This window comes from Sporosarcina ureae (genome assembly GCF_002109325.1).
Lineage (GTDB): Bacteria > Bacillota > Bacilli > Bacillales_A > Planococcaceae > Sporosarcina > Sporosarcina ureae_C.
The window spans coordinates 261,282-280,553 of the sequence record NZ_CP015348.1 but is presented as its reverse complement, the minus strand read 5'-3'; the positions used below and the strand labels follow the sequence as shown (position 1 = coordinate 280,553).

Sequence of the window (19,272 nt, the reverse complement as noted above, 5' to 3'; positions counted from 1 at the left end):
TTCTATATACATAACTTGTCTACTTACACCCGAACCCGTTTCACAAACAATGACGCTATGAATCCAACAATAGCAAATCCAGCGATAAAGTAGAACGCATATTTCGTACCCGCCGCAATCATTTCAGCAGCCGAAGCACTAGGTGAAGTTTCTAAAAATACATTTTGCCCATGTATCATAAATGTAATCGCCAACGCTGTTCCTGTAGCGCCTGCGATTTGTTGTAAAGTATTCATGACAGCTGAGCCGTCCGCGTAAAGTTCGCGCGGTAATTCATTTAACCCATTTGTTTGAGCAGGCATAATAATCATAGAAATGCCTACAAAATAGATTAGGAATGCGATGACCACTTGCCAAATAGGCGTTTCAGCCGAAATAATGACGATAAATAACACACTTGCGACCGCTGTAAATAAAAAGCCAATCGGTAAGATTTTTTTGACACCGAACTTGTCCGACAGCATGCCAATGATGGGAGACAATAATGCGTTCATAGCGCTACCTGGCAGCAAAGCAAATCCTGCGACTGCTGCGCTGACGAGCAAAGATGTTCGCATATACAGAGGAAGTAAAATGGCTGAAGAGAGAATTAAAAACATGCCGATGAACAACAGCACGACCCCTAACGTGAACATCGGATATTTAAACACACGTAAATTAATCATCGGGTGTTTCATCTTGAACTGCCTTACCGCAAATAATGATAGGGAGACTAAACCGACTACTAATGGAAGATATACGTATGCAGATGTTAAAGACTTTTCTGCCATAGTACTTAAACTATAAATGACTCCGCCAAATCCAACTGTTGATAATACAATCGAAACGATATCAATCGCTGGCTTCGTGATTTGTGAGACGTTGTCAATTTGTTTGAGACCGAATACGATCAATCCTACATAAAACACCAAGCTGACCCAGAAGATATATGACCAACCGAGTGTATCCACGATCAATCCGGACAACGCAGGTCCAATCGCAGGAGCTGTCGTGATCACAAGCCCCATGACGCCCATAACGGCACCGCGTTTATGGATTGGGAATATCAATAAAATAACGTTCATCATTAATGGTAATAATATTCCTGTTCCTATCGCTTGCACGACACGACCTATAAATAACACGGCAAAACTCGGAGCGAACCCCGCTAGAAATGAACCGGCTATGGAAAAGGCCAAAGACGCAACGAGCAATTGTTTCGTTGTAAACCACCGAATTAAGAGAGAAGACACAGGTACTAGAATACCGAGCGTTAATAAGTATCCTGTTGTCAACCACTGAGCGGTAGCAGAGTTGACCGAGAAATCGGCCATAATATTTGTCAGAGCCATATTTAATGCTGTTTCACCAAACAACCCAATAAAGGCTCCGAACATCAGAGTGAAAGCCATAGCTTTAGGATGACGTACTTGAACAATTTGTAATGATGACACGAGTTACTTCCTTTCTAGAACAATAAATTAAACAAGCTTGCATGCAAATTCATTATGCCGCTAGAGCAGTATAACATGTAACTATAACCTGGGAAATAGTATAGCACTGTACACGATAGGTTTAGGTCTATTAGTTTCGGCATGATGTAAACATACTCGTTTAAATAAATTAGTACTTAATTAAATATCTAAGGAGAGATTGCGTGAGAATACTAGATGTAGAAGTCACATGTCGTAACATTCTTCTTGAAAGACCATTTAAAACCGCTCTTCGGACAGCGACTGAAATCGACAGTATTGAAGTAACTATTCATTTGGAAAATGGGGTGGTAGGTATGGGATCCGCCGCTCCTACGTGGGTAATTACAGGAGATTCAACTGAAAGTATCCAAGCTGCTTTGTTGGGTCCAATAAAAAAAATATTGTTAAATCAACATATGGATAATTTTCAATCCTTATTGATGGATATCCAAACTAGTTGCGTAGGAAATACAAGTGCCAAAGCAGCAGCAGATATCGCGATGTATGATGCTTACAGTAAGTTGTTGGGAATTCCGCTCTATCGTTATTTAGGAAATCATAAACACTTGAAAACGTGTATGACAATTGGGGTAGATACACCTGAAATTATGTCAAAAAACGCGATAAAAAATGTGGATTCTGGGTTTAAGAGCTTGAAAGTAAAGGTCGGCTCCGCACCGGAATTGGATATGGCTCGAGTTTCTGCAATACGTGCCGTTATACCGCCAGATGTTACGTTGCGCCTAGATGCCAATCAAGGATGGACGCCTAAACAAGCTGTTCAGTTAATCAATCAAATGGAACGTGAAAATTTGAATATAGAATTCATTGAACAGCCAGTCGCTGCACATGATTTGGAAGGATTAAAATTTGTTACGAACAACGTCAATATTCCGATTATGGCAGACGAAAGCTTATTCTCTCCGCATGATGCGCTAAAGTTAGTTAGTGGAAAATATATTGATTTATTGAATATCAAGCTGATGAAGTGTGGAGGGATCTCCAATGCGTTGAAAATTGCCAGTATTGCTGAAACAGCTGGTGTTCATTGCATGATAGGCAGCATGATGGAATCTGACCAATCGGTAGCGGCGGCAGCACATTTTGCAGTAGCTCATCCTAATGTACGATACTTTGATCTGGATGCCCCTTTGTGGTTGAAAGAACAGCCAGAATTCATGAAATATGTGGGGGAAGACATCACCTTGTCTACACAGCCAGGTATAAGCAAAGTATAATCACCCAGAAGCACCCATGCATGGAGCATTTCCGCGTGGGTGCTTTTTAGATGTGCACGATAGAAAGCGTCAGAAATGTAGAAATGTTTATTTGCGTTTACGCAGGGAAGATAAATAGAGTATCTACACAAGTACAATTAATAAAAATGAAAGGTGTTTGAGTAAAATGGAAAAACTACAAACGATGCGATTAAATGACGGAACGAGCCTTCCATCCATTGGATTCGGAACTGTACAAGTTAAAGGTGCACAAGGTGTCACGTCCGTATTATCCGCAATCGAAGCAGGCTACAGACTCATCGACACGTCCACTAACTACAACAACGAAGGCATGGTAGGCGAAGCCGTTCGACGTTCATCTACTCCTCGCGAGGAATTGATCATCAGTTCGAAACTTCCCGGACATTCACACGGTTACGACAGAGCGATACTCATGATTCAAGAATCGCTGTATCGTCTAGGTCTCGACTACTTTGATAAATACTTGATTCATTGGCCGCTTCCAAAACAAGGTCAATATGAAGAAGCATGGCAAGCGTTAGTCGATGCACAGAAATTCGGACTGATCAAGACGATAGGCGTATCGAATTTCTTGCCGGAGCATTTGGAGAAAATCATTGAAAAAACTGGCGTCACACCAGCGACCAACCAAATCGAGCGTCATCCGTACTTTAACAATAATGAATTGGTTGAATACAATAAGAGCCGTGGAATCGTAACAGAAGCTTGGAGTCCTTTAGGTCGTGAATTAAATGACGTCTTAACAAATGAAACCATTGTTTCGATCGCTGAAAAATACAACAAAGAACCTGCACAAATCATTATTCGCTGGAACTTACAGAACGACGTATTGACTGTCGTGAAATCCTCGTCATACGCTCATCAAAAAGCTAATCTGGATGTATTCGACTTTGAACTGAGCGAAGAAGATATGAAACAAATTGATGCATTGGATAAAGGTGAAGCTGGAAGAGTGGAAGGACAACATCCGAATGAATATGAAGAGTTTGATTGATTGAATATTTTTTGATAAAAAACAAATGACTACCACCTGTATGAGAAGCAGAAACACCTGTTTTTTCTACAGGTGTTTTTCTATGCAAAAGAATTCTTAATACTCTATTACATTTCACAACCTTATATGCTACAATACATATTATATTACTAAGGATTAAAGGGAGATGGGTATATGTCGACGAAAAACAGTACATTAGTTAAGATTGCCGCAACAGCGAAGTGGGATCAAGGCGTTCGCTCAACGCATAGCATTCGTAATTTCGAAGCGTTTCCGATGGATGAACCAGTAGAATTGGGCGGAACGGATACCGGTGCCAATCCACTCGAATTTATCGCAGCTGCACTGAATGGTTGTAAAGCGGTCATGATCCCTTTAATTGCGACAGAACAAAACTTCACATTCACTGCAATTGATTTTGATACAACAGGAATCGTAGATGCGCGTGGCTTGATGGGAGAAGAAGGTGTGAAAACACATTTCCAAAAAGTACGCTTTGTTTGTGAAATCACCACGAATGAATCACAAGAAGCGATCGATCAATTGAAAGCTGAAGTAGAGAGAAGATGTCCAGTGTATAATTTATTTGCGGATGCGGGAATTTCGCTTGAGTCTAAATGGATTAAGAAATAATTATTCAACGTTTGTACCAGATGTATGGGTGCAGACGTTTTTTATTTGTGCATTCGTTTGCCAGTTAGCAAACAAAGTTTAGTTTTGTTTGCTAATAGGCAAACAACTATTATGAAAGATAGTATTACTAACTGCTTTTCTCTTAACGTTGTATACTATACATACAGCATGTCACATCTAGAAAAAGGAATGGGGTACAGCCAATGGATCAGGAGAGAGCTAAGTTAAAAGGCATGGCGACATGGTTCCGCAAATGGTTTTTAGATAATAAAGTCGTTGCGATTTTATTGATTACTTTATTGCTACTAGCGAATTTATTACTCTTTTCAAAGATTACCTACCTTCTGCATCCCGTAAAAGAGTTTTTCAGTGTGATTGGATTGCCAGTAATTATGGCGGGGATTTTATTTTATCTACTGAATCCCTTAATTGATTGGCTTGAAAGAAAAAAAGTTCCACGTATCGGTGGAATCGTTACCGTCTTTCTAGTGATTATCGGCTTGGTCGTATGGGGCATTATTATTCTGATTCCAATCATACGTGAACAGACTATTAGTTTGATTGAAAACTGGCCGACTTATTGGAATCGATTAATCGAACAGATAGATCATTTATTAAATAGCACGATATTTTCGCAATTGCAAACACAATTGGCCGATGTCAATGCCAATGTCATCAAGTCCATTTCGGAGCAAGCGAACCAAGTGATGGATTCCACATTCTCAGGAATCGGTAGCGTAGTGGGGACTGTTACAAATCTAGTCATCGCTTTAGTGACGATGCCGATTTTATTATTCTTTTTATTGAAGGATGGACGCAGTTTACCGTATCACGTTATGAAATTACTTCCGACGAAGACTCGGATACCGATGTATAATTTACTGAAAGAAATCAATACGCAAATCAGCCAGTATATTCGTGGCCAATTGCTTGTAGCTTTCTTTGTAGGATTAATATTTTGGATTGGATTCGCGATTATCGGTCTCGAATATGCGGTGTTATTAGCCATTGTGGCAGGATTATTGAATTTGGTTCCGTATTTAGGTTCATTTATGGCGATGATCCCAATTGTCATTGTCGCGATTGTTGCATCACCGTTCATGCTCGTCAAAGTACTAATTGTTTTCGCTATTGAACAATTACTAGAAGGTCGTTTGATTCAGCCTTTAATTTTAGGCAGTAACTTAAAAATCCACCCCGTGACGATTATTATCGTCCTACTGACTGCGGGTAAACTATTCGGAGTACCTGGAGTTATTCTTGGAATACCTGCTTATGCAGTACTGAAAGTAATATTCCAGCATATTTTCGCGTGGTACCAAGACTATTCGGGCTTATATACCGTTGCGTACAATCCGGCACCTGAACCGAGCGCGCCGATTGCGAAGAAGCGGAAGAAAGTCCGATCATTCAGGAAGAAAAAGAAATAAAAAAATACCTGTGCGTTAAACGTTTGTGAGGATCAAACCATCACGAACGTTATGCACAGGTATTTTCATGTTCAGTTAGACTTGGTTCGCTTGATGTAATTGAGCGAATGTCCCGTTTTGCTCGAGTAAACTTTGATACGTTCCTTGCTCTTCAATGCCGTCTTCCGTCATGACGATGACTTGATCGGCATTGCGGATCGTCGTCAAACGATGTGCAATGATGAGTGTCGTGCGATTAACTGCCAATTCTTCGAGCGATTGTTGAATGATGCGTTCAGTCTCCGTATCCAGTGCGGAAGTCGCTTCATCCAAAATAAGAATGGGTGGATTTTTTAAGAACATGCGGGCGATTGCCAGCCGTTGTTTTTGACCGCCTGACAGTTTCAATCCGCGTTCACCGATCTGTGTTTCATAACCGTTCGGCATACTGCTGATCAAGTCGGTAAGATGGGCCTTTTCTGCCGCTTCATACACTTCTTCGTCCGTCGCGTGCAATTTACCGTACGCAATATTATCACGAATCGTTCCTGTAAACAAAAACACATCTTGTTGGACGATGCCGATTTGATCTCGTAATGATTTTTGCGTCATATTGCGAATGTCCATTCCATCAATGGAAATCGAGCCTTCATTGACTTCATAGAAACGGGGAATTAGTGAACAAATCGTCGTCTTTCCTGCACCGGACGGACCGACGAACGCAACGGTTTGTCCTGCCTGAATCGTTAAATCGATATTGCGTAAGACAGGACGCTGTTCATCGTATCCGAATGTTACATTAGAAAGAGTAATATCACCGTGTAAATGAGCAACTTCAACAGCGTCCTTCGCGTCTTTAATTTCAGGCTCTTGATTGATCAAGTCACGAAAACGACTGAATCCTGCCATGCCTTTTGGATATAACTCAAGCAACGCACTGATTTTATCGATCGGTTTGATCAAAATATTACTGAATAAAATAAAGCTGACGAGTTCACCGTACGTTAACTTATCATTGACCGTGAACCACGCACCGACGATCAGAATGACGAGAGTTACGAGACGTGTAAGCATGTACATCGAAGACGTCGCCCACGCCATGACTTTATACGCTTTTAGTTTAGCTAAGCGGAAATAGTCATTGTCTTGTTGGAAACGGCGCAATTCGAAGTCTTCATTCGTAAAGGATTTCACGACGCGTGATCCTGAAACCGAATCTTCTACTCGACCATTGACATCTGCAATATTTTGGTACATTTTATGCCACGCTGCATTCATCCGTTTATTTGAGAAAGCCACAACGACCGCGAGTAGCGGAACCATGACGATCGCAATTAACGCGAGTTCGGGATTGATTGAATACATTAAGCCGAAAGCGCCAAGAATAGTCATGATCGCAATGAATGCATCTTCAGGTCCGTGATGGGCGAGTTCGCCGATATCGAACAAATCGGTCGTGATGCGCGTCATAATATGGCCGGTCTTCGTATTGTCAAAAAAACGGAATGATTGCTTCTGTACATGTTCGAACAATTCGCGGCGCATATCTGTTTCGATATTGATGCCGAGCTTATGCCCTAAATAGCTGACGATATAATGAAGAAACGTACTGACTAGATAAACAAGTAATAATAAAAAGCTGATGGTGACAATTTTATTCCAATCACCGGACGGTAGGAGTCCGTCGATAAACCACTGAACGGCGAGAGGAAATGCGAGTTCAAGAAGTGCTACGAAAATCGCACTGAAAAAATCGATCAAAAACAAGCGACGATGTGGCTTATAATAAGCGAAGAATTGTGTAATCATGTAGTAATTCCTTTCGTTTGAAGTATTCCTAGTATAAGAGAACGTTCTGAAAAAAGCATCTAATTGAGAATGAAATAGGTGAAATACGATGAAAAACACATCTAATTGAGAATAAACACTCTAATATTTGTGAACATACATGTTGTTTGTAGTATGCAAAAGTGTTTACAACGTGAGATAATAAGGAATGATTAAAAAAGATGATGGATCAAGAAAGCTGGATGCTATGAAAACGCAGAAACTTCACGGTTTCAAGCGATGTTCATACTACTAATGAGAAAGTTCTTTCCATTAAAGGAGGCAACAACTAGATGACGTATGTTTTACTACTAATTGGTTTTGCATTATTAATAAAAGGAGCCGACTATTTTGTCGATGGTTCTTCTAATATTGCTAGACTACTGAAAATCCCGCCTATTTTGATCGGTTTGACGATTGTTGCTCTTGGTACGAGCTCTCCAGAAGCGACGGTCAGTATTATCGCGGCGCTCGGCGGAAACGCGGACGTCGCAGTCGGTAACGTAGTCGGAAGTAATATTTTCAATATCACCATCGTAATCGGAGTGGCAGCTTTTCTGTTTCCGCTGAAGGTACAAAGTGAGACGATCAAGAAAGAAATTCCATTTACATTGCTCGCAAGTATCGTCATGTTGGTGTTGATGAGTGATATCGCACTACAAGGTTTCAGCAGTAATGTGCTCACGCGCAGCGATGGTATTATTTTCTTAATATTTCTTTCGATCTTTATGTATTACGTGATTGAACTCGGCCTCCGTAGCCGACAAAATGCCACATTGACCCAAGTAACGGAAAATGTGAAGTGGGGCAAGAATATACTCATCACGCTCGTCGGACTGGCAGCGATTATATTCGGCGGTGATCTAGTCGTGGATAACGCAACGAAAATCGCGTATTCCCTCGGGATGAGTGAAACGCTGGTCGGTCTGACGATTATCGCCATCGGAACATCATTACCTGAATTGGTAACGTCGATTTCGGCCGCGTTGAAAAAAGAGAGTGAAATTGCGCTCGGGAACATTGTCGGGAGTAATATTTTCAATATCCTGTTCGTCCTTGGTGCGTCTTCCGCCATCACACCGATCGCGGTGAACGATAAAGTCTTTATCGACGTCATCATCATGATCGCACTGACTCTGGTCTTACTCGTATTCGCGAGAACCGGCTTTAAAATCGGCAAACGAGAAGGCTTAATGCTCGCCGCAGCCTACGTCATTTACTTGGTGTATGTTATTTTACGTAATTAAATGATGTAATGAAATTCAGTTCGCAACAAAAAGAGTTCCTGCCAATTGGCATAGGAACTCTTTTATTTTATGTAGCAGTGAAAATATTTCTGAACCTCTATCATAATCATCCCTGTACTCTCGTATACATGGACGGTACGAGAAAAGGGAGGAATTAATTCATGAAACCAGCAATCCAAAACAACAAGGCACAACAGACAAAACAACAGACGTCGATGAAAGCGGCAATCGTAAAAGAATTTCAAACAAAACTACAAATCGAGGACACGGCAAAGCCTGTACCAGGTCCGGGTCAAGCTTTAGTAAAATTGGAAGCATGTGGTGTTTGTCATACAGACTTGCATGCGATAAACGGAGACTGGCCCGTTAAACCGAAACTACCTCTCATTCCCGGACACGAAGGCGTCGGTATTGTCGAAGCGATCGGTCCGAATGTTACTGCGGTAAAAATAGGGGATCGTGTAGGGATTCCTTGGCTGTATTCGGCATGTGGAGAATGTGATTATTGTCTACAAGGAAAAGAAACTCTTTGCCACAAGCAGGAGAACGGCGGCTATTCAGTTGATGGCGGATATGCGGAATATTGCTTGGCGGCGGCAGAGTATGTAGCCAAAATTCCTGAGAATCTTAGCTCAGTTGAAGCAGCTCCTATTCTTTGTGCGGGTGTGACAACGTATAAAGCATTGAAAGTATCGGGTGCGAAGCCAGGGGACTGGGTTGCGATTTACGGTATTGGTGGCCTAGGTCATGTCGCGTTGCAATACGCAAAGGCGATGGGCTTTAACGTAGTCGCAGTCGATATTGCGGATGAGAAACTAGAACTTGCGAAGAATCTAGGCGCTGATATCGCAATAAATGGACGGAAAGAAGATCCTGCTGAAGCGATCCAACAACAAGTAGGCGGAGTACAAGCAGCGATCAGTGTAGCGGTTTCCAAAGTACCATTTGAGCAGGCATACCGTTCCATTAAACGTGGCGGAACATTAGTAGCAGTCGGACTACCGCACGAGGAACTGCCTATTCCCATTTTCAACACAGTATTAAATGGCGTAACGGTAAAAGGATCGATCGTCGGCACACGCATCGACATGAAAGAAGCACTTGATTTCGCTGCGCGCGGAAAAGTAAAAGCCCAGATCGAAACAGCGCCTCTTTCTGAAGTGAATGAAGTGTTGGATAAAATGGAGGCAGGGAAGATCAACGGACGTATTGTTTTAACGTTTGATTAAGAAAAGTGATGTACTGAATAGACTAATGAAAAAACAAACTACTCTCCGGTTCAATTGGAGAGTAGTTTGTTGTGCGTTCTTCACCTGTAGCAAAGCCTTAAAAAACAATGGAGAAAGCCTTTTCACTAACACAGAGTTTTATTCATTTTAATATAAAGGCATCCACGTCCGCCAATAATTATTGGCCGCAGCTACCGTTTGAAAATGAATAGCAATGACTTGGGAAGCGGCCGTTAAACTGTCCGCGTCTCGTGAATACGTCGGACGCAATACTTTTCTAATCTCTTCTGAAGGTTGTGTTACTTCCACCCCTTTTTGCGCGAGTTTAACAGCGAGCGCAAAGCCTTCATCCGGATTGGCTGTGATCAGCGTTTGGAATGTTTGGTTTGCCATGAAGTTCACTCCCTTTGTCTAGTTAATCCTTCTATATATATGCAGCGAAACTGGGTATGTGCTCAAACACAAAAGCAGATTTAAATAGCATAGATTTCTTTTAAGAGTAAATTTTCGATTGTAATAGACAAGTAGAATAGGAAGGAACATCATTTTTAAAAACCGAAGATTTTTATCAATAATTTATGAATTTTGTATTGCCAAATATGAATCTATGTCGTTTAATTGATTAGTTGTTAAAAAAATCTAAAGGACTGTGATATATGAAAAAGATCGTAAGTGGCATGGCTCTATCCATGCTCGTTGCAGCGTCACTCGTTGCGTGTACACCAAAAGAAGATACTTCGAAGACGAAAGACGAGCCAGTAGAAGACGTAAAGACCGTTCCGCTTTCAGGTGAGAAAGACAAGTACTTATCTGTAGTTGACGTAGAATACGCTTTTGATTTCGCTAAAGGATTGGAAGAATTTAAAACGAATGAAAAACTCGGCTATCGTACGGCTGGATCGGAAGCGGAACATAAGACGGGCGAGAAAATAGAAAAAGAAATGAAGGAAATAGGGCTTACTGAAGTAACGAAAGACGCATTTAAAGTAGATAGTTGGGAGTTTGAGAAGGCAGATCTAACCTTTACAGATGCTGATGGAAAAGAACATCTCGCTGTTCTTGGCGGTTATCAAGTGAACTTCAATACAGATGGTGTGAAAGAACTTGAAGTCGTCTATGCAGGAAAAGGGACTGCCGCTGACTTAGAAGGCTTGGATATTGAAGGGAAGCTTGTGTTAATCGACATTAACCAGCGTGAAGAATGGTGGATTAATTATCCTACCTATCAAGCACATGTAAAAGGGGCAGCTGCGGTAATTGCAGTACAAGAAGCTGGCTATGCTGAAGTAGATCCCGATGCATTGAATGCCCAAGATATTTGTGGACCGGACGATGCACCAGCATTTTCGATGTCTCAAACAGATGCAGGTAGTCTGAAAAAGGCACTTGAAGCAAGCGAAGCAGATGCATTTACTGTAAAGTTCGATGCGAAATCGACTGTCAAAATGGACGGCGAAGCGTATAATTATTATGGAAAGATTGTAGGGAAAGATCCTGAATCGTATATTCTATTATCTGGACACTATGATTCGTACTTCGCTGGATTCCAAGATGATAATGCAGCAATCGGCTTGATGATGGGGATTGCCAAAGGGATGATCGACAGTGGCTATCAGCCGGAGAAGACCATTATTTTCAATGCGATCGCAGCAGAAGAATGGGGAGTTTCGAACACCCGCTATGATTGGTCAACAGGCGCTTATAATCAAATCTTCAAGATTCATCCGGAATGGGTCGGGAAAACATTTGCCAATATGAACTTCGAGCTTCCGGCATTTGAACATACGACACAAGATGAAATCCGTTCCGTGTATGAATTGAATAATTATTTGACAGAGTTTACAAAACAAGTACCTCCACTATCGGATGTATACAAAGACGGCATTTCCGTCGTTTCACCACTACGTACATGGTCGGATGATTTTTCATTCGGAATTGCGGGTGTGCCGGCACTTCGGAATGATTTCCAAGATAGTGAATTCATGCATTCCCATTATCACTCTCAATTTGATAGCGAAGAGGCATTTAATGCAGAAGCATTGAAATTCCACTTGAATCTCTATGGCTTGTTAACGATGCATTACGATAAAACAGCGATCGTACCACTCGACTTCACGACACGTTTGCTTGCTATGAAAGAATTGATGGATACAGATGTATTTGATCAAGCAGAAGTCGCGTCAAATAGTTTGACTAATGAAATCGATCAAGCGTTATCCGCAGCGGAAGAGGTCAACGTGAAAGTCGCAAAAGTGAATGAAGAATACGCAACCGCACTTAAAAAAGAAGATGCGGACACTGCGAAAAAATTGTATGAAGAAAGCCGTGAGTTGAACAGTGGGTTACTCGCTGCATTCAAATATGCAGAAGATCAATTTGTAAGATTAACATGGGAAGACGAACCGATTTTCCCTCATGAACATGCCCAAAATAACGTCAATCATTTGAGTGCTTCCATAGAGGCACTACAAAAAGGTGATGTCGCAACACCTTTGGACGAGAACTTGTCCGCAATCGATAATAACTGGTACGCCTACGCTTTTGATAAAGAAGTATTTACCTACTTCACGGATTACGTGATCAAAGCACCAAAAGAACAACTGATGTGGGGCGCTGGACGAATTGTCGATCACGAAGACCTATTCGATACGATCCAATCGTTGAAAGCGAAAAAAGACCAGGACAAGCCAGATGTGTCAGAAGAAATCGCGACATTAACTGACGCTCTAGATCGCCAGAAAGCGTTATTGCAGAAAACCGTAACAGAGCAAACAGCAAGTGTGAAAAAACTTGGTGAGCTGTTAACAGAATTAAAATAAGGTGAAATCAGCATCGCATTCAGCGGTGCTTTTTTTATTGTAAAAGGATTTTCATAGTAATACAGGCGCAAAACTACTAGAATGTCTTTATATTGAAAATTCAATATAAAGACATTATCTACAAATGATTAGGAGGGCGAATGTGAGGAATTTGAAGAAACTTTTAATAGGCGCCACTTTTTTAACAGTTTTCTTAACTTCCTGTAGTAATGGAGGGGAAGAAGAAATGACTGGAGATAGGGAATTGATCGAGCCAAAAGATTTTCCTAGTACGTTTCTAAAAGGAGACTATGAACAGGTCTACAGTCAGATGAGCAAAGCGTTTCAAGATGAAGTTACATTGAAGCAGCTTCGAGAGTTAGGTGATGATTTTAATCAAGACGTGATCTCGTATAAATTACAATCTGAACTACCTTATAGTAATGGTGTGAGGCAATACGCTTGGACAGATGATAGCGGTTCTAAAGGGATGGTGGCGGTCTTTGACGAGGCTGATGTTATCCAAGGATTACAGATCATGCCACTCACAAATTATCCAGAAACGGATGAAGTATATACTAAAACAGTTATGGATCTTCCTTTTCATGATACGTGGTTTGTGTTGTGGGGAGGCACAAACAGTTTGGTCAATTATCATTACGACTATGAAAACCAGCGCTACGCTTACGACTTTGTGATAATGAATGAACACAGTACGTACGATGGTGATCCAGAATTGAATGAAAGTTATTATGCATTTGGCAAGGAATATCTGGCTCCTGCAGCGGGAACCGTTGTCAAAGTAGAAAATCGCGTAAAAGACAACAAGCCAGTCGGTAAAATGAATGAAAAACAACCCTTAGGGAATTATGTCATCCTAGATCACGGAAATAATGAATTTAGTTATCTAGCTCACTTTAAATATGAGTCGGTACTCGTGAAGGAGGGAGATCAGGTCGATCAAGGGAAGGTACTTGGCCAAGTCGGTAATTCAGGAAATTCGAGTGAACCCCATATTCATTTTCATGTAGCTGATTCGCCGGACTTCATGAAGTCGAAAAGTATAAACAGTACATTTGATCGTGAAGATACATTGATCCAGGGAGACTTTGTGGAAAAATGAAATCTATATATAAGTGATATTGAAAAGCAGAATAGACTTAGAATTAAAATAAAACCATGAGGTGATAGTGATGGCTACAATCGAGGATTTTTTAAAATTAGATATTCGTGTGGGCACGGTGTTGAAAGCAGAGCCATTCCCAGAAGCGCGAAAGCCTGCAATTAAGTTAGAAATCGATTTTGGGGAAGTTGGCATTAAATATTCTTCAGCCCAAATTACGCAGAGATATGAACCAGAACAGCTAGTAGGAAATCAAGTAGTGGCCATAATCAACTTTCCCCCGAGACGAATCGCGGGATTCAAGTCCGAAGTCTTAGTAATCGGTGGCATTCCTGGTGAAGATGACGTAGTACTTTTACAACCTGAACAACCCGTTAAAAACGGTACGCCGGTTGCTTAAAGTTTTCAAAAACAGATTATAGATGAAGAAAATAAGCTTATTTGGCAAGCTCTTTTGATAAAGAAGATTGAGGAATACAGTTATTAGAAGAACTGGCTGAACAAAATAAAGACAGAATTGAAGTGCTGATAAAGTAGTTGAATGAATAATCGAGCCTTCTTTATGGTGATAGAATACTTGTAACTTATACAATTTCAATCCGTCTAACCTTGCAAGGAGGCGAGGTAAAGTGAAAATGAAATTTATATGCTTTATCTTAATAGTGTGGTCAGCTTTACTAATTGTAGGTTGCGCAAATAAAGTAAACGTAGAAAGTTCAGAAAGCGTAGACGAATATGTTGATGTTAAGGCAGCGGCATGGGCATTTGTAAAAGAAAAAGGTTGGAATCATACAGCTAAAGATGATTGGCAAAGTGCAGATGTAGAAGAAACTATTGCCGATCATCGATATGTTCTGTTAGATAAAAAGGATGAGGATCGTGAGGTATTGCTTGTTTCTTTTAAAGACGTAGAAAATGTTGTTGCCGGAACACCTCAAATCCTGGTTGACTCGAATACCTATGAAGTAATCGGTTATATGCCAACTGAATAAAAATCACTATATATAAAACGAGTTGAATTCTTGAAGAAAGATTGCACCTATTACAGTAATAAGGACAAATCATCGAACTGCTAGTTATTGGAGGAACAGACGAAATGGATTTATGGTTTATAATTAAAGAGCGTTTTGCATTCTTATCAATTTTTCTTATTATAATTTTACTGAGTGTTTTCCTGTTAGTAGCTATTCGGAAAAACCGTACGAACATACCGAAAAGTTTAACTGTAAGTATCACTATAATTTCTATAATTTTTATCGTAGTATCTGTGACTGCAATGATATTCATCATTGCATTTGGCTATAACTCTTGAAGTAAACTTATTTAAGCTAATAAGCGCGATAGTAGAACACAATAGCACCAAATTCTAAAGGGGGGGAGTTATTTGGGAAGAATTTTAGTTGCCATGATAGTAACGATCTTGGGTGGTGTTTTCGGAAGTTTCTTAGAACCGCCAGTCTTTGCAAATTCCATTCCTCTTGCAATAATGGGAGGTTTTATTTTAGCCGAGATTCAGCGTAATAATAATAAATAACCAGCTAAGATCAAGTACTAATTGAAACTATAAGTGAATATTTTCGAATTTTAAAAGAGTCCCATTCAAATGAGAATTGGACTCTTTTCGTTTTAGTACACGTATTATACTAGCACTCTCGTCTTAAAAAGGGATCTCTACGGAAAATTAAATTATCCCTGGCGCTACTTCATCTCCATTTGTAACCGATTCCCCAAACCGTCACTAGAATATCGTCAATCGGAAAACCAGACTTTCTTAACTTGTCACGCAAATTTCGAATATGGGAGTCAACCGTCCGAACTTCTGTATAGGTGTCATATTCCCAAGCGACTTGAAGCAAGTCTTCCCGAGTAAACGTCCGATTCGGCCTCGTCATCATAGCTTCTATAATATAGAACTCTTTTAATGTAAGACGAACTTCCTGCGTGTCATATAGGATGGAATAAGACTCCAAGTCCAACGTAAATAAACCTTCCTCGATTGTCTTTGGTTCGTCATCGGGAATACGCCGCAAAGCAACGCGCACTCTCGCTGTCAGTTCACCTTCGTCAAACGGTTTCGTAATATAATCATCTGCGCCTTGGTCGAGTCCTTTGACGACATCTGATTTGTCGGAACGAGCAGTCAATAAAATGACGGGTACATCCGATATTTCCCTGATCCTACGGCAAACTTCCCAACCGTCCATGCCCGGCATCATAACATCTAACAACACGAGATGTACATTCTCTTTATTGAATAGTTCAAGAGCTGTTTGACCATCTGTTGCGTGTAAACATCGATAACCATGTGGCGCTAAGAATAGCTCAAGTAAATCGAGCATGCGTTGTTCATCGTCAATCAATAATAGTGTCTTCATATCCGTCATCATCTCCAGTTATAGTCGTACCGTAAAGATACTTCCTTTATCCAATTCACTTTGCACCTCGATCATCCCACCATGTGCTTCTGTTAACTCCTTCACAGTCGCTAAGCCTAAACCAGCACCGCCAAACGAACGAGAACGTGATTTCTCCACACGGTATAACTTTTCAAAAATTTGTTGTTGATCTTCAATCGCAATACCACATCCACCGTCTTCTACTTGAAGGACGGCATGCTTTTTCTCTTGAAAAGCACGAACGATTACCGTACTGCCACTTTGAGAATAGTGAAGAGCATTGTCCAATAAATTGAGAATGATTTGTTCTAACCGCATGCGATCTGCGAATAAAGAGAAGTCTCGGACTGGTTCAACGAGAAGCGTTATTCCTTTCATATCAAATGCAGGTTGGACGAGTTGAACGGTATCCTTGATGAATTGTTCTGCAGAGAATTCGGATTTCTTCACAGTGAAAGTCATTTCATCCATTTGAGCTAAATCCATCAAGTTTTTCACAAGCGTTTTTAAACGCTCGGCTTCTTCTTCGATAATCGATAAATAGTTAAATCGTTCCGTATCATTCAATTCTGTACGTTGTGCTACTTTGGCATAGCCAATCAAGTACGTTAAAGGTGTTCCCATTTCATGAGAAACAGACGCCAAAAACTCATGTCGTTCGCGTTTGACACGACTTAAGTCATTCGATAACTTACGGATCGACGCAGCCAATTCACCAAGCTCATCATTCGATAACTTAGGCAAGTCAACATCGTAGAACCCTTCGCTAATCTGTTCGGTCGCTTCTTTCATTCGAATCAGTGGACGTGTCAACCATTTGGAGAGTAATAAATACACGACAAACAGCACGACAATACTTCCTCCACCCGCCAGTATAAAATGAATATTGAGTTGATTCACAAGCTGACGTATGGGAATAGTGCTTTGAAGCATAACGAGAGTTCCTGAGTTATCGCCGACTTTATATGGATGGACACTGACAAGGTAAGGAGACTCGTTCCAATCAACAGGTAAAATGCTGTCTTCAGTCGGTTTCTCTTCTTGGATTTTCTTCAAATATGGAGCGAGAACTTCTTCGTTTTTCAATGAGTGCTGTACGCTATTCCCTGAATCATCAAGAATAACAACATCTCGTTCGCCACCGCTTTCCATTAGAATGATATGATGCAAAGTTGTTTCGGTATAATTATCTTCTAAAACATTTCGATGGTTACTACCCGTTTTCAATAGTCGATCCAATTCTTCATCAACCCGGGCGTGTGTGATGGTCTGATGTAAATAGATCATCAACAATGTGTCCATAATTAGAAATGAAATAATAAATGCTGACGCTAACTTTGTGGAGATTTTTTTCATGGCACGCGCTCCTTTTCTCTCTATTGAGCAGTATAAGGTAAACGTATCGAAAATGTATGCAGAAAGCACGAATGATGTACCATAATTCAAATGCTTGTACCGAAATAGTTTATTGTACTATTTTTCGCAATTAAGGAGTTTCTAAGGAGTTTAGGAATATAGCGTTACTCTGAATTAAAAGTGGCTATACTACTAGTAAAGTAAAAGGAGTGAAGACATATGAAAAAACAAATACTATCAGTCAGCGCAGCTTTCGCCCTTGTGCTTGCAGGATGTGGAGCTTTGACAACGAAAGAAGAACCTGTTAAAAATGAAGAAACGTCCCCAGGTGAAATGGAAGGGATGGACCATTCAAGTGATGGAAGTATTCCTGAAGGTATAATGAAAGCCGAAAACCCGACATATCTTGTTGGATCCGAAGCAATTATTGAAACAGATCATATGGAAGGAATGAAAGGAGCCACTGCAACAATTGTAGGCGCATTTGATACGACTGCTTATTCCATCAACTACACACCGACGGATGGTGGCGAGAAAGTGATGGATCATAAATGGGTCGTCCATGAAGAAATTGAAGATCCGGCACCTGCCCCTCTTGAAAAAGGAACTGAAGTGACTGTCCTTGCCGATCATATGGAAGGGATGGAGGGAGCGAAATCAGAAATTGAATCTGCGGAGCAAACGACTGTCTATATGATTGATTATGAATCCACAACGGATGGAGAAGAAGTTAAGAATCATAAATGGGTTGTTGAAGATGAGCTATCCGAACAATAATCATTACATGAATCGGTATAGTTTTGCTAAAAATAGGGATAGGTAGTGAAAATAATGAAAATGAAACTGATTGCCGTGTTGCTATTGATTACTGCTTTATCAGTAGGTTGCAGCAATGAAAAAGCGAATACTGAAATACAAGAACCAGAAGTAGATATTAAAGAGTTAGTAAACGACTACACCGTGAGAAATGCCGTAGCTGCATCCGCATCGATTACATCGTCTGAACTGATTGTCACAGATGATGATAAAAACGTTACGACATACGATCTTCCTGAAGATGAATTTTTCGTATCCATTGCACCATTTGTCGACAGTACGCATCCTTGCGATATTCATAGTCTTACAGGCTGTCAAGGTGAACTCGTTGAAGAAGATTTTGAAGTGCATATAGAAGACTCGGAAGGCAATGTCATTCTTGATGAAATCAAAACAACCGAAACGAATGGATTTATTGATTTCTGGCTTCCCCGTGATGATACATTTACTGTAACGATTAAACAAGACAACAAAGAAACCGTCTCTGAAATTACTACGTTTGACGGGGACAATACTTGTATTACAACGATGCAATTGCAGTAAAGTAAGAGCTGTGCTTTTCATTTAACCATTTAAAGAACAAACTAAATATCCATTTAGCATCGCATATTGCGGTGCTTTTTTATATGGTAAAAAAGTTTTCGCAGTAATGATCATGTTATTCTACTAGAAATAGTTTGTATAGAATATTCTATTATTTGCAAGAAATTCCTCAAGAAGTGAAACTTAAG

At 40.5% G+C, this 19,272-nt stretch carries 18 protein-coding genes; 13 read left to right on the top strand and 5 right to left on the bottom strand.

Annotated elements, in window-relative coordinates; translation table 11 throughout:
* Positions 1 to 23: 23 nt before the first annotated feature.
* Positions 24 to 1,391 (bottom strand): MDR family MFS transporter, encoded by a 1,368-nt coding sequence (locus SporoP32a_RS01420; RefSeq protein WP_085428951.1) that lies wholly within the window; start codon positions 1,389 to 1,391, stop codon positions 24 to 26.
* Positions 1,392 to 1,636: 245 nt separating this feature from the next.
* On the opposite strand from SporoP32a_RS01420, the gene SporoP32a_RS01415 reads away from it, so the two are divergent.
* The 4 genes from SporoP32a_RS01415 to SporoP32a_RS01400 all read left to right on the top strand — a co-directional run bounded on the left by SporoP32a_RS01415 (position 1,637) and on the right by SporoP32a_RS01400 (position 5,770).
* Positions 1,637 to 2,692 (top strand): dipeptide epimerase, encoded by a 1,056-nt coding sequence (locus SporoP32a_RS01415; protein WP_085426281.1) that lies wholly within the window; start codon positions 1,637 to 1,639, stop codon positions 2,690 to 2,692.
* A gap of 166 nt (positions 2,693 to 2,858) precedes the next feature.
* Entirely contained in the window at positions 2,859 to 3,707 is an 849-nt protein-coding gene (locus tag SporoP32a_RS01410; protein WP_085426280.1) for an aldo/keto reductase, read from the top strand.
* Positions 3,708 to 3,881: 174 nt separating this feature from the next.
* Positions 3,882 to 4,340, top strand: coding sequence for an OsmC family protein (locus tag SporoP32a_RS01405; protein WP_085426279.1), 459 nt, complete (start codon positions 3,882 to 3,884; stop codon positions 4,338 to 4,340).
* Positions 4,341 to 4,543: 203 nt separating this feature from the next.
* Complete coding sequence (locus SporoP32a_RS01400; RefSeq protein ID WP_085426278.1) at positions 4,544 to 5,770, top strand: AI-2E family transporter; 1,227 nt, start codon at positions 4,544 to 4,546, stop codon at positions 5,768 to 5,770.
* Between the two features lie 75 nt (positions 5,771 to 5,845).
* On the opposite strand, the gene SporoP32a_RS01395 is transcribed toward SporoP32a_RS01400, so the two are convergent.
* Positions 5,846 to 7,558, bottom strand: a complete 1,713-nt coding sequence (locus tag SporoP32a_RS01395; RefSeq protein WP_085426277.1) for an ABC transporter ATP-binding protein — start codon at positions 7,556 to 7,558, stop codon at positions 5,846 to 5,848.
* A 311-nt stretch (positions 7,559 to 7,869) separates the two neighbouring features.
* On the opposite strand from SporoP32a_RS01395, the gene SporoP32a_RS01390 reads away from it, so the two are divergent.
* Positions 7,870 to 8,823, top strand: coding sequence for a calcium/sodium antiporter (locus SporoP32a_RS01390; RefSeq protein ID WP_085426276.1), 954 nt, complete (start codon positions 7,870 to 7,872; stop codon positions 8,821 to 8,823).
* Between the two features lie 215 nt (positions 8,824 to 9,038).
* Positions 9,039 to 10,052, top strand: a complete 1,014-nt coding sequence (adhP, locus tag SporoP32a_RS01385) for an alcohol dehydrogenase AdhP (protein WP_085428950.1) — start codon at positions 9,039 to 9,041, stop codon at positions 10,050 to 10,052.
* Between the two features lie 147 nt (positions 10,053 to 10,199).
* On the opposite strand, the gene SporoP32a_RS01380 is transcribed toward adhP, so the two are convergent.
* On the bottom strand, positions 10,200 to 10,445 hold the full coding sequence (locus SporoP32a_RS01380) for a hexameric tyrosine-coordinated heme protein (protein WP_085426275.1): 246 nt from the start codon (positions 10,443 to 10,445) through the stop codon (positions 10,200 to 10,202).
* A gap of 263 nt (positions 10,446 to 10,708) precedes the next feature.
* Here SporoP32a_RS01380 and SporoP32a_RS01375 point away from each other — a divergent pair, with 263 nt between their 5' ends.
* From SporoP32a_RS01375 to SporoP32a_RS16650, 5 genes are all read left to right on the top strand, one after another.
* Complete coding sequence (locus SporoP32a_RS01375; protein WP_085426274.1) at positions 10,709 to 12,871, top strand: M28 family peptidase; 2,163 nt, start codon at positions 10,709 to 10,711, stop codon at positions 12,869 to 12,871.
* 226 nt (positions 12,872 to 13,097) lie between these two features.
* A complete protein-coding gene (locus tag SporoP32a_RS01370) occupies positions 13,098 to 13,973 on the top strand; it encodes a M23 family metallopeptidase (RefSeq protein ID WP_232319566.1) in 876 nt (291 codons plus the stop codon).
* 70 nt (positions 13,974 to 14,043) lie between these two features.
* Positions 14,044 to 14,373 (top strand): chaperone CsaA, encoded by a 330-nt coding sequence (gene csaA, locus SporoP32a_RS01365; protein WP_085426273.1) that lies wholly within the window; start codon positions 14,044 to 14,046, stop codon positions 14,371 to 14,373.
* A 229-nt stretch (positions 14,374 to 14,602) separates the two neighbouring features.
* Positions 14,603 to 14,965, top strand: a complete 363-nt coding sequence (locus tag SporoP32a_RS01360) for a hypothetical protein (protein WP_420542303.1) — start codon at positions 14,603 to 14,605, stop codon at positions 14,963 to 14,965.
* A gap of 392 nt (positions 14,966 to 15,357) precedes the next feature.
* On the top strand, positions 15,358 to 15,507 hold the full coding sequence (locus SporoP32a_RS16650; RefSeq protein WP_157129913.1) for a hypothetical protein: 150 nt from the start codon (positions 15,358 to 15,360) through the stop codon (positions 15,505 to 15,507).
* 169 nt (positions 15,508 to 15,676) lie between these two features.
* Here SporoP32a_RS16650 and SporoP32a_RS01350 read toward each other — a convergent pair whose 3' ends face one another.
* Complete coding sequence (locus SporoP32a_RS01350; RefSeq protein WP_085428947.1) at positions 15,677 to 16,348, bottom strand: response regulator transcription factor; 672 nt, start codon at positions 16,346 to 16,348, stop codon at positions 15,677 to 15,679.
* An 18-nt stretch (positions 16,349 to 16,366) separates the two neighbouring features.
* On the bottom strand, positions 16,367 to 17,725 hold the full coding sequence (locus tag SporoP32a_RS01345) for a sensor histidine kinase (RefSeq protein WP_085426271.1): 1,359 nt from the start codon (positions 17,723 to 17,725) through the stop codon (positions 16,367 to 16,369).
* 219 nt (positions 17,726 to 17,944) lie between these two features.
* On the opposite strand from SporoP32a_RS01345, the gene SporoP32a_RS01340 reads away from it, so the two are divergent.
* Positions 17,945 to 18,502 (top strand): YdhK family protein, encoded by a 558-nt coding sequence (locus tag SporoP32a_RS01340; RefSeq protein ID WP_085426270.1) that lies wholly within the window; start codon positions 17,945 to 17,947, stop codon positions 18,500 to 18,502.
* 54 nt (positions 18,503 to 18,556) lie between these two features.
* Positions 18,557 to 19,084, top strand: coding sequence for a CueP family metal-binding protein (locus SporoP32a_RS01335; RefSeq protein WP_085426269.1), 528 nt, complete (start codon positions 18,557 to 18,559; stop codon positions 19,082 to 19,084).
* The last annotated feature ends 188 nt before the right edge of the window (positions 19,085 to 19,272 follow it).

Excerpts from the sequence above, each read along its gene's own strand:
- SporoP32a_RS01370 (WP_232319566.1), top strand. The coding sequence starts at position 13,098 with ATGACTGGAGATAGGGAATTGATCGAGCCAAAAGATTTTCCTAGTACG.
- adhP (WP_085428950.1), top strand. The coding sequence starts at position 9,039 with ATGAAAGCGGCAATCGTAAAAGAATTTCAAACAAAACTACAAATCGAG.
- SporoP32a_RS01340 (WP_085426270.1), top strand. The coding sequence starts at position 17,945 with ATGAAAAAACAAATACTATCAGTCAGCGCAGCTTTCGCCCTTGTGCTT.
- SporoP32a_RS01390 (WP_085426276.1), top strand. The coding sequence starts at position 7,870 with ATGACGTATGTTTTACTACTAATTGGTTTTGCATTATTAATAAAAGGA.
- SporoP32a_RS01375 (WP_085426274.1), top strand. The coding sequence starts at position 10,709 with ATGAAAAAGATCGTAAGTGGCATGGCTCTATCCATGCTCGTTGCAGCG.
- csaA (WP_085426273.1), top strand. The coding sequence starts at position 14,044 with ATGGCTACAATCGAGGATTTTTTAAAATTAGATATTCGTGTGGGCACG.
- SporoP32a_RS01350 (WP_085428947.1), bottom strand. The coding sequence starts at position 16,348 with ATGAAGACACTATTATTGATTGACGATGAACAACGCATGCTCGATTTA.
- SporoP32a_RS01410 (WP_085426280.1), top strand. The coding sequence starts at position 2,859 with ATGGAAAAACTACAAACGATGCGATTAAATGACGGAACGAGCCTTCCA.
- SporoP32a_RS01420 (WP_085428951.1), bottom strand. The coding sequence starts at position 1,391 with ATGGCTTTCACTCTGATGTTCGGAGCCTTTATTGGGTTGTTTGGTGAA.
- SporoP32a_RS01335 (WP_085426269.1), top strand. The coding sequence starts at position 18,557 with ATGAAAATGAAACTGATTGCCGTGTTGCTATTGATTACTGCTTTATCA.
- SporoP32a_RS01405 (WP_085426279.1), top strand. The coding sequence starts at position 3,882 with ATGTCGACGAAAAACAGTACATTAGTTAAGATTGCCGCAACAGCGAAG.
- SporoP32a_RS01380 (WP_085426275.1), bottom strand. The coding sequence starts at position 10,445 with ATGGCAAACCAAACATTCCAAACGCTGATCACAGCCAATCCGGATGAA.
- SporoP32a_RS01395 (WP_085426277.1), bottom strand. The coding sequence starts at position 7,558 with ATGATTACACAATTCTTCGCTTATTATAAGCCACATCGTCGCTTGTTT.
- SporoP32a_RS01400 (WP_085426278.1), top strand. The coding sequence starts at position 4,544 with ATGGATCAGGAGAGAGCTAAGTTAAAAGGCATGGCGACATGGTTCCGC.
- SporoP32a_RS01345 (WP_085426271.1), bottom strand. The coding sequence starts at position 17,725 with ATGAAAAAAATCTCCACAAAGTTAGCGTCAGCATTTATTATTTCATTT.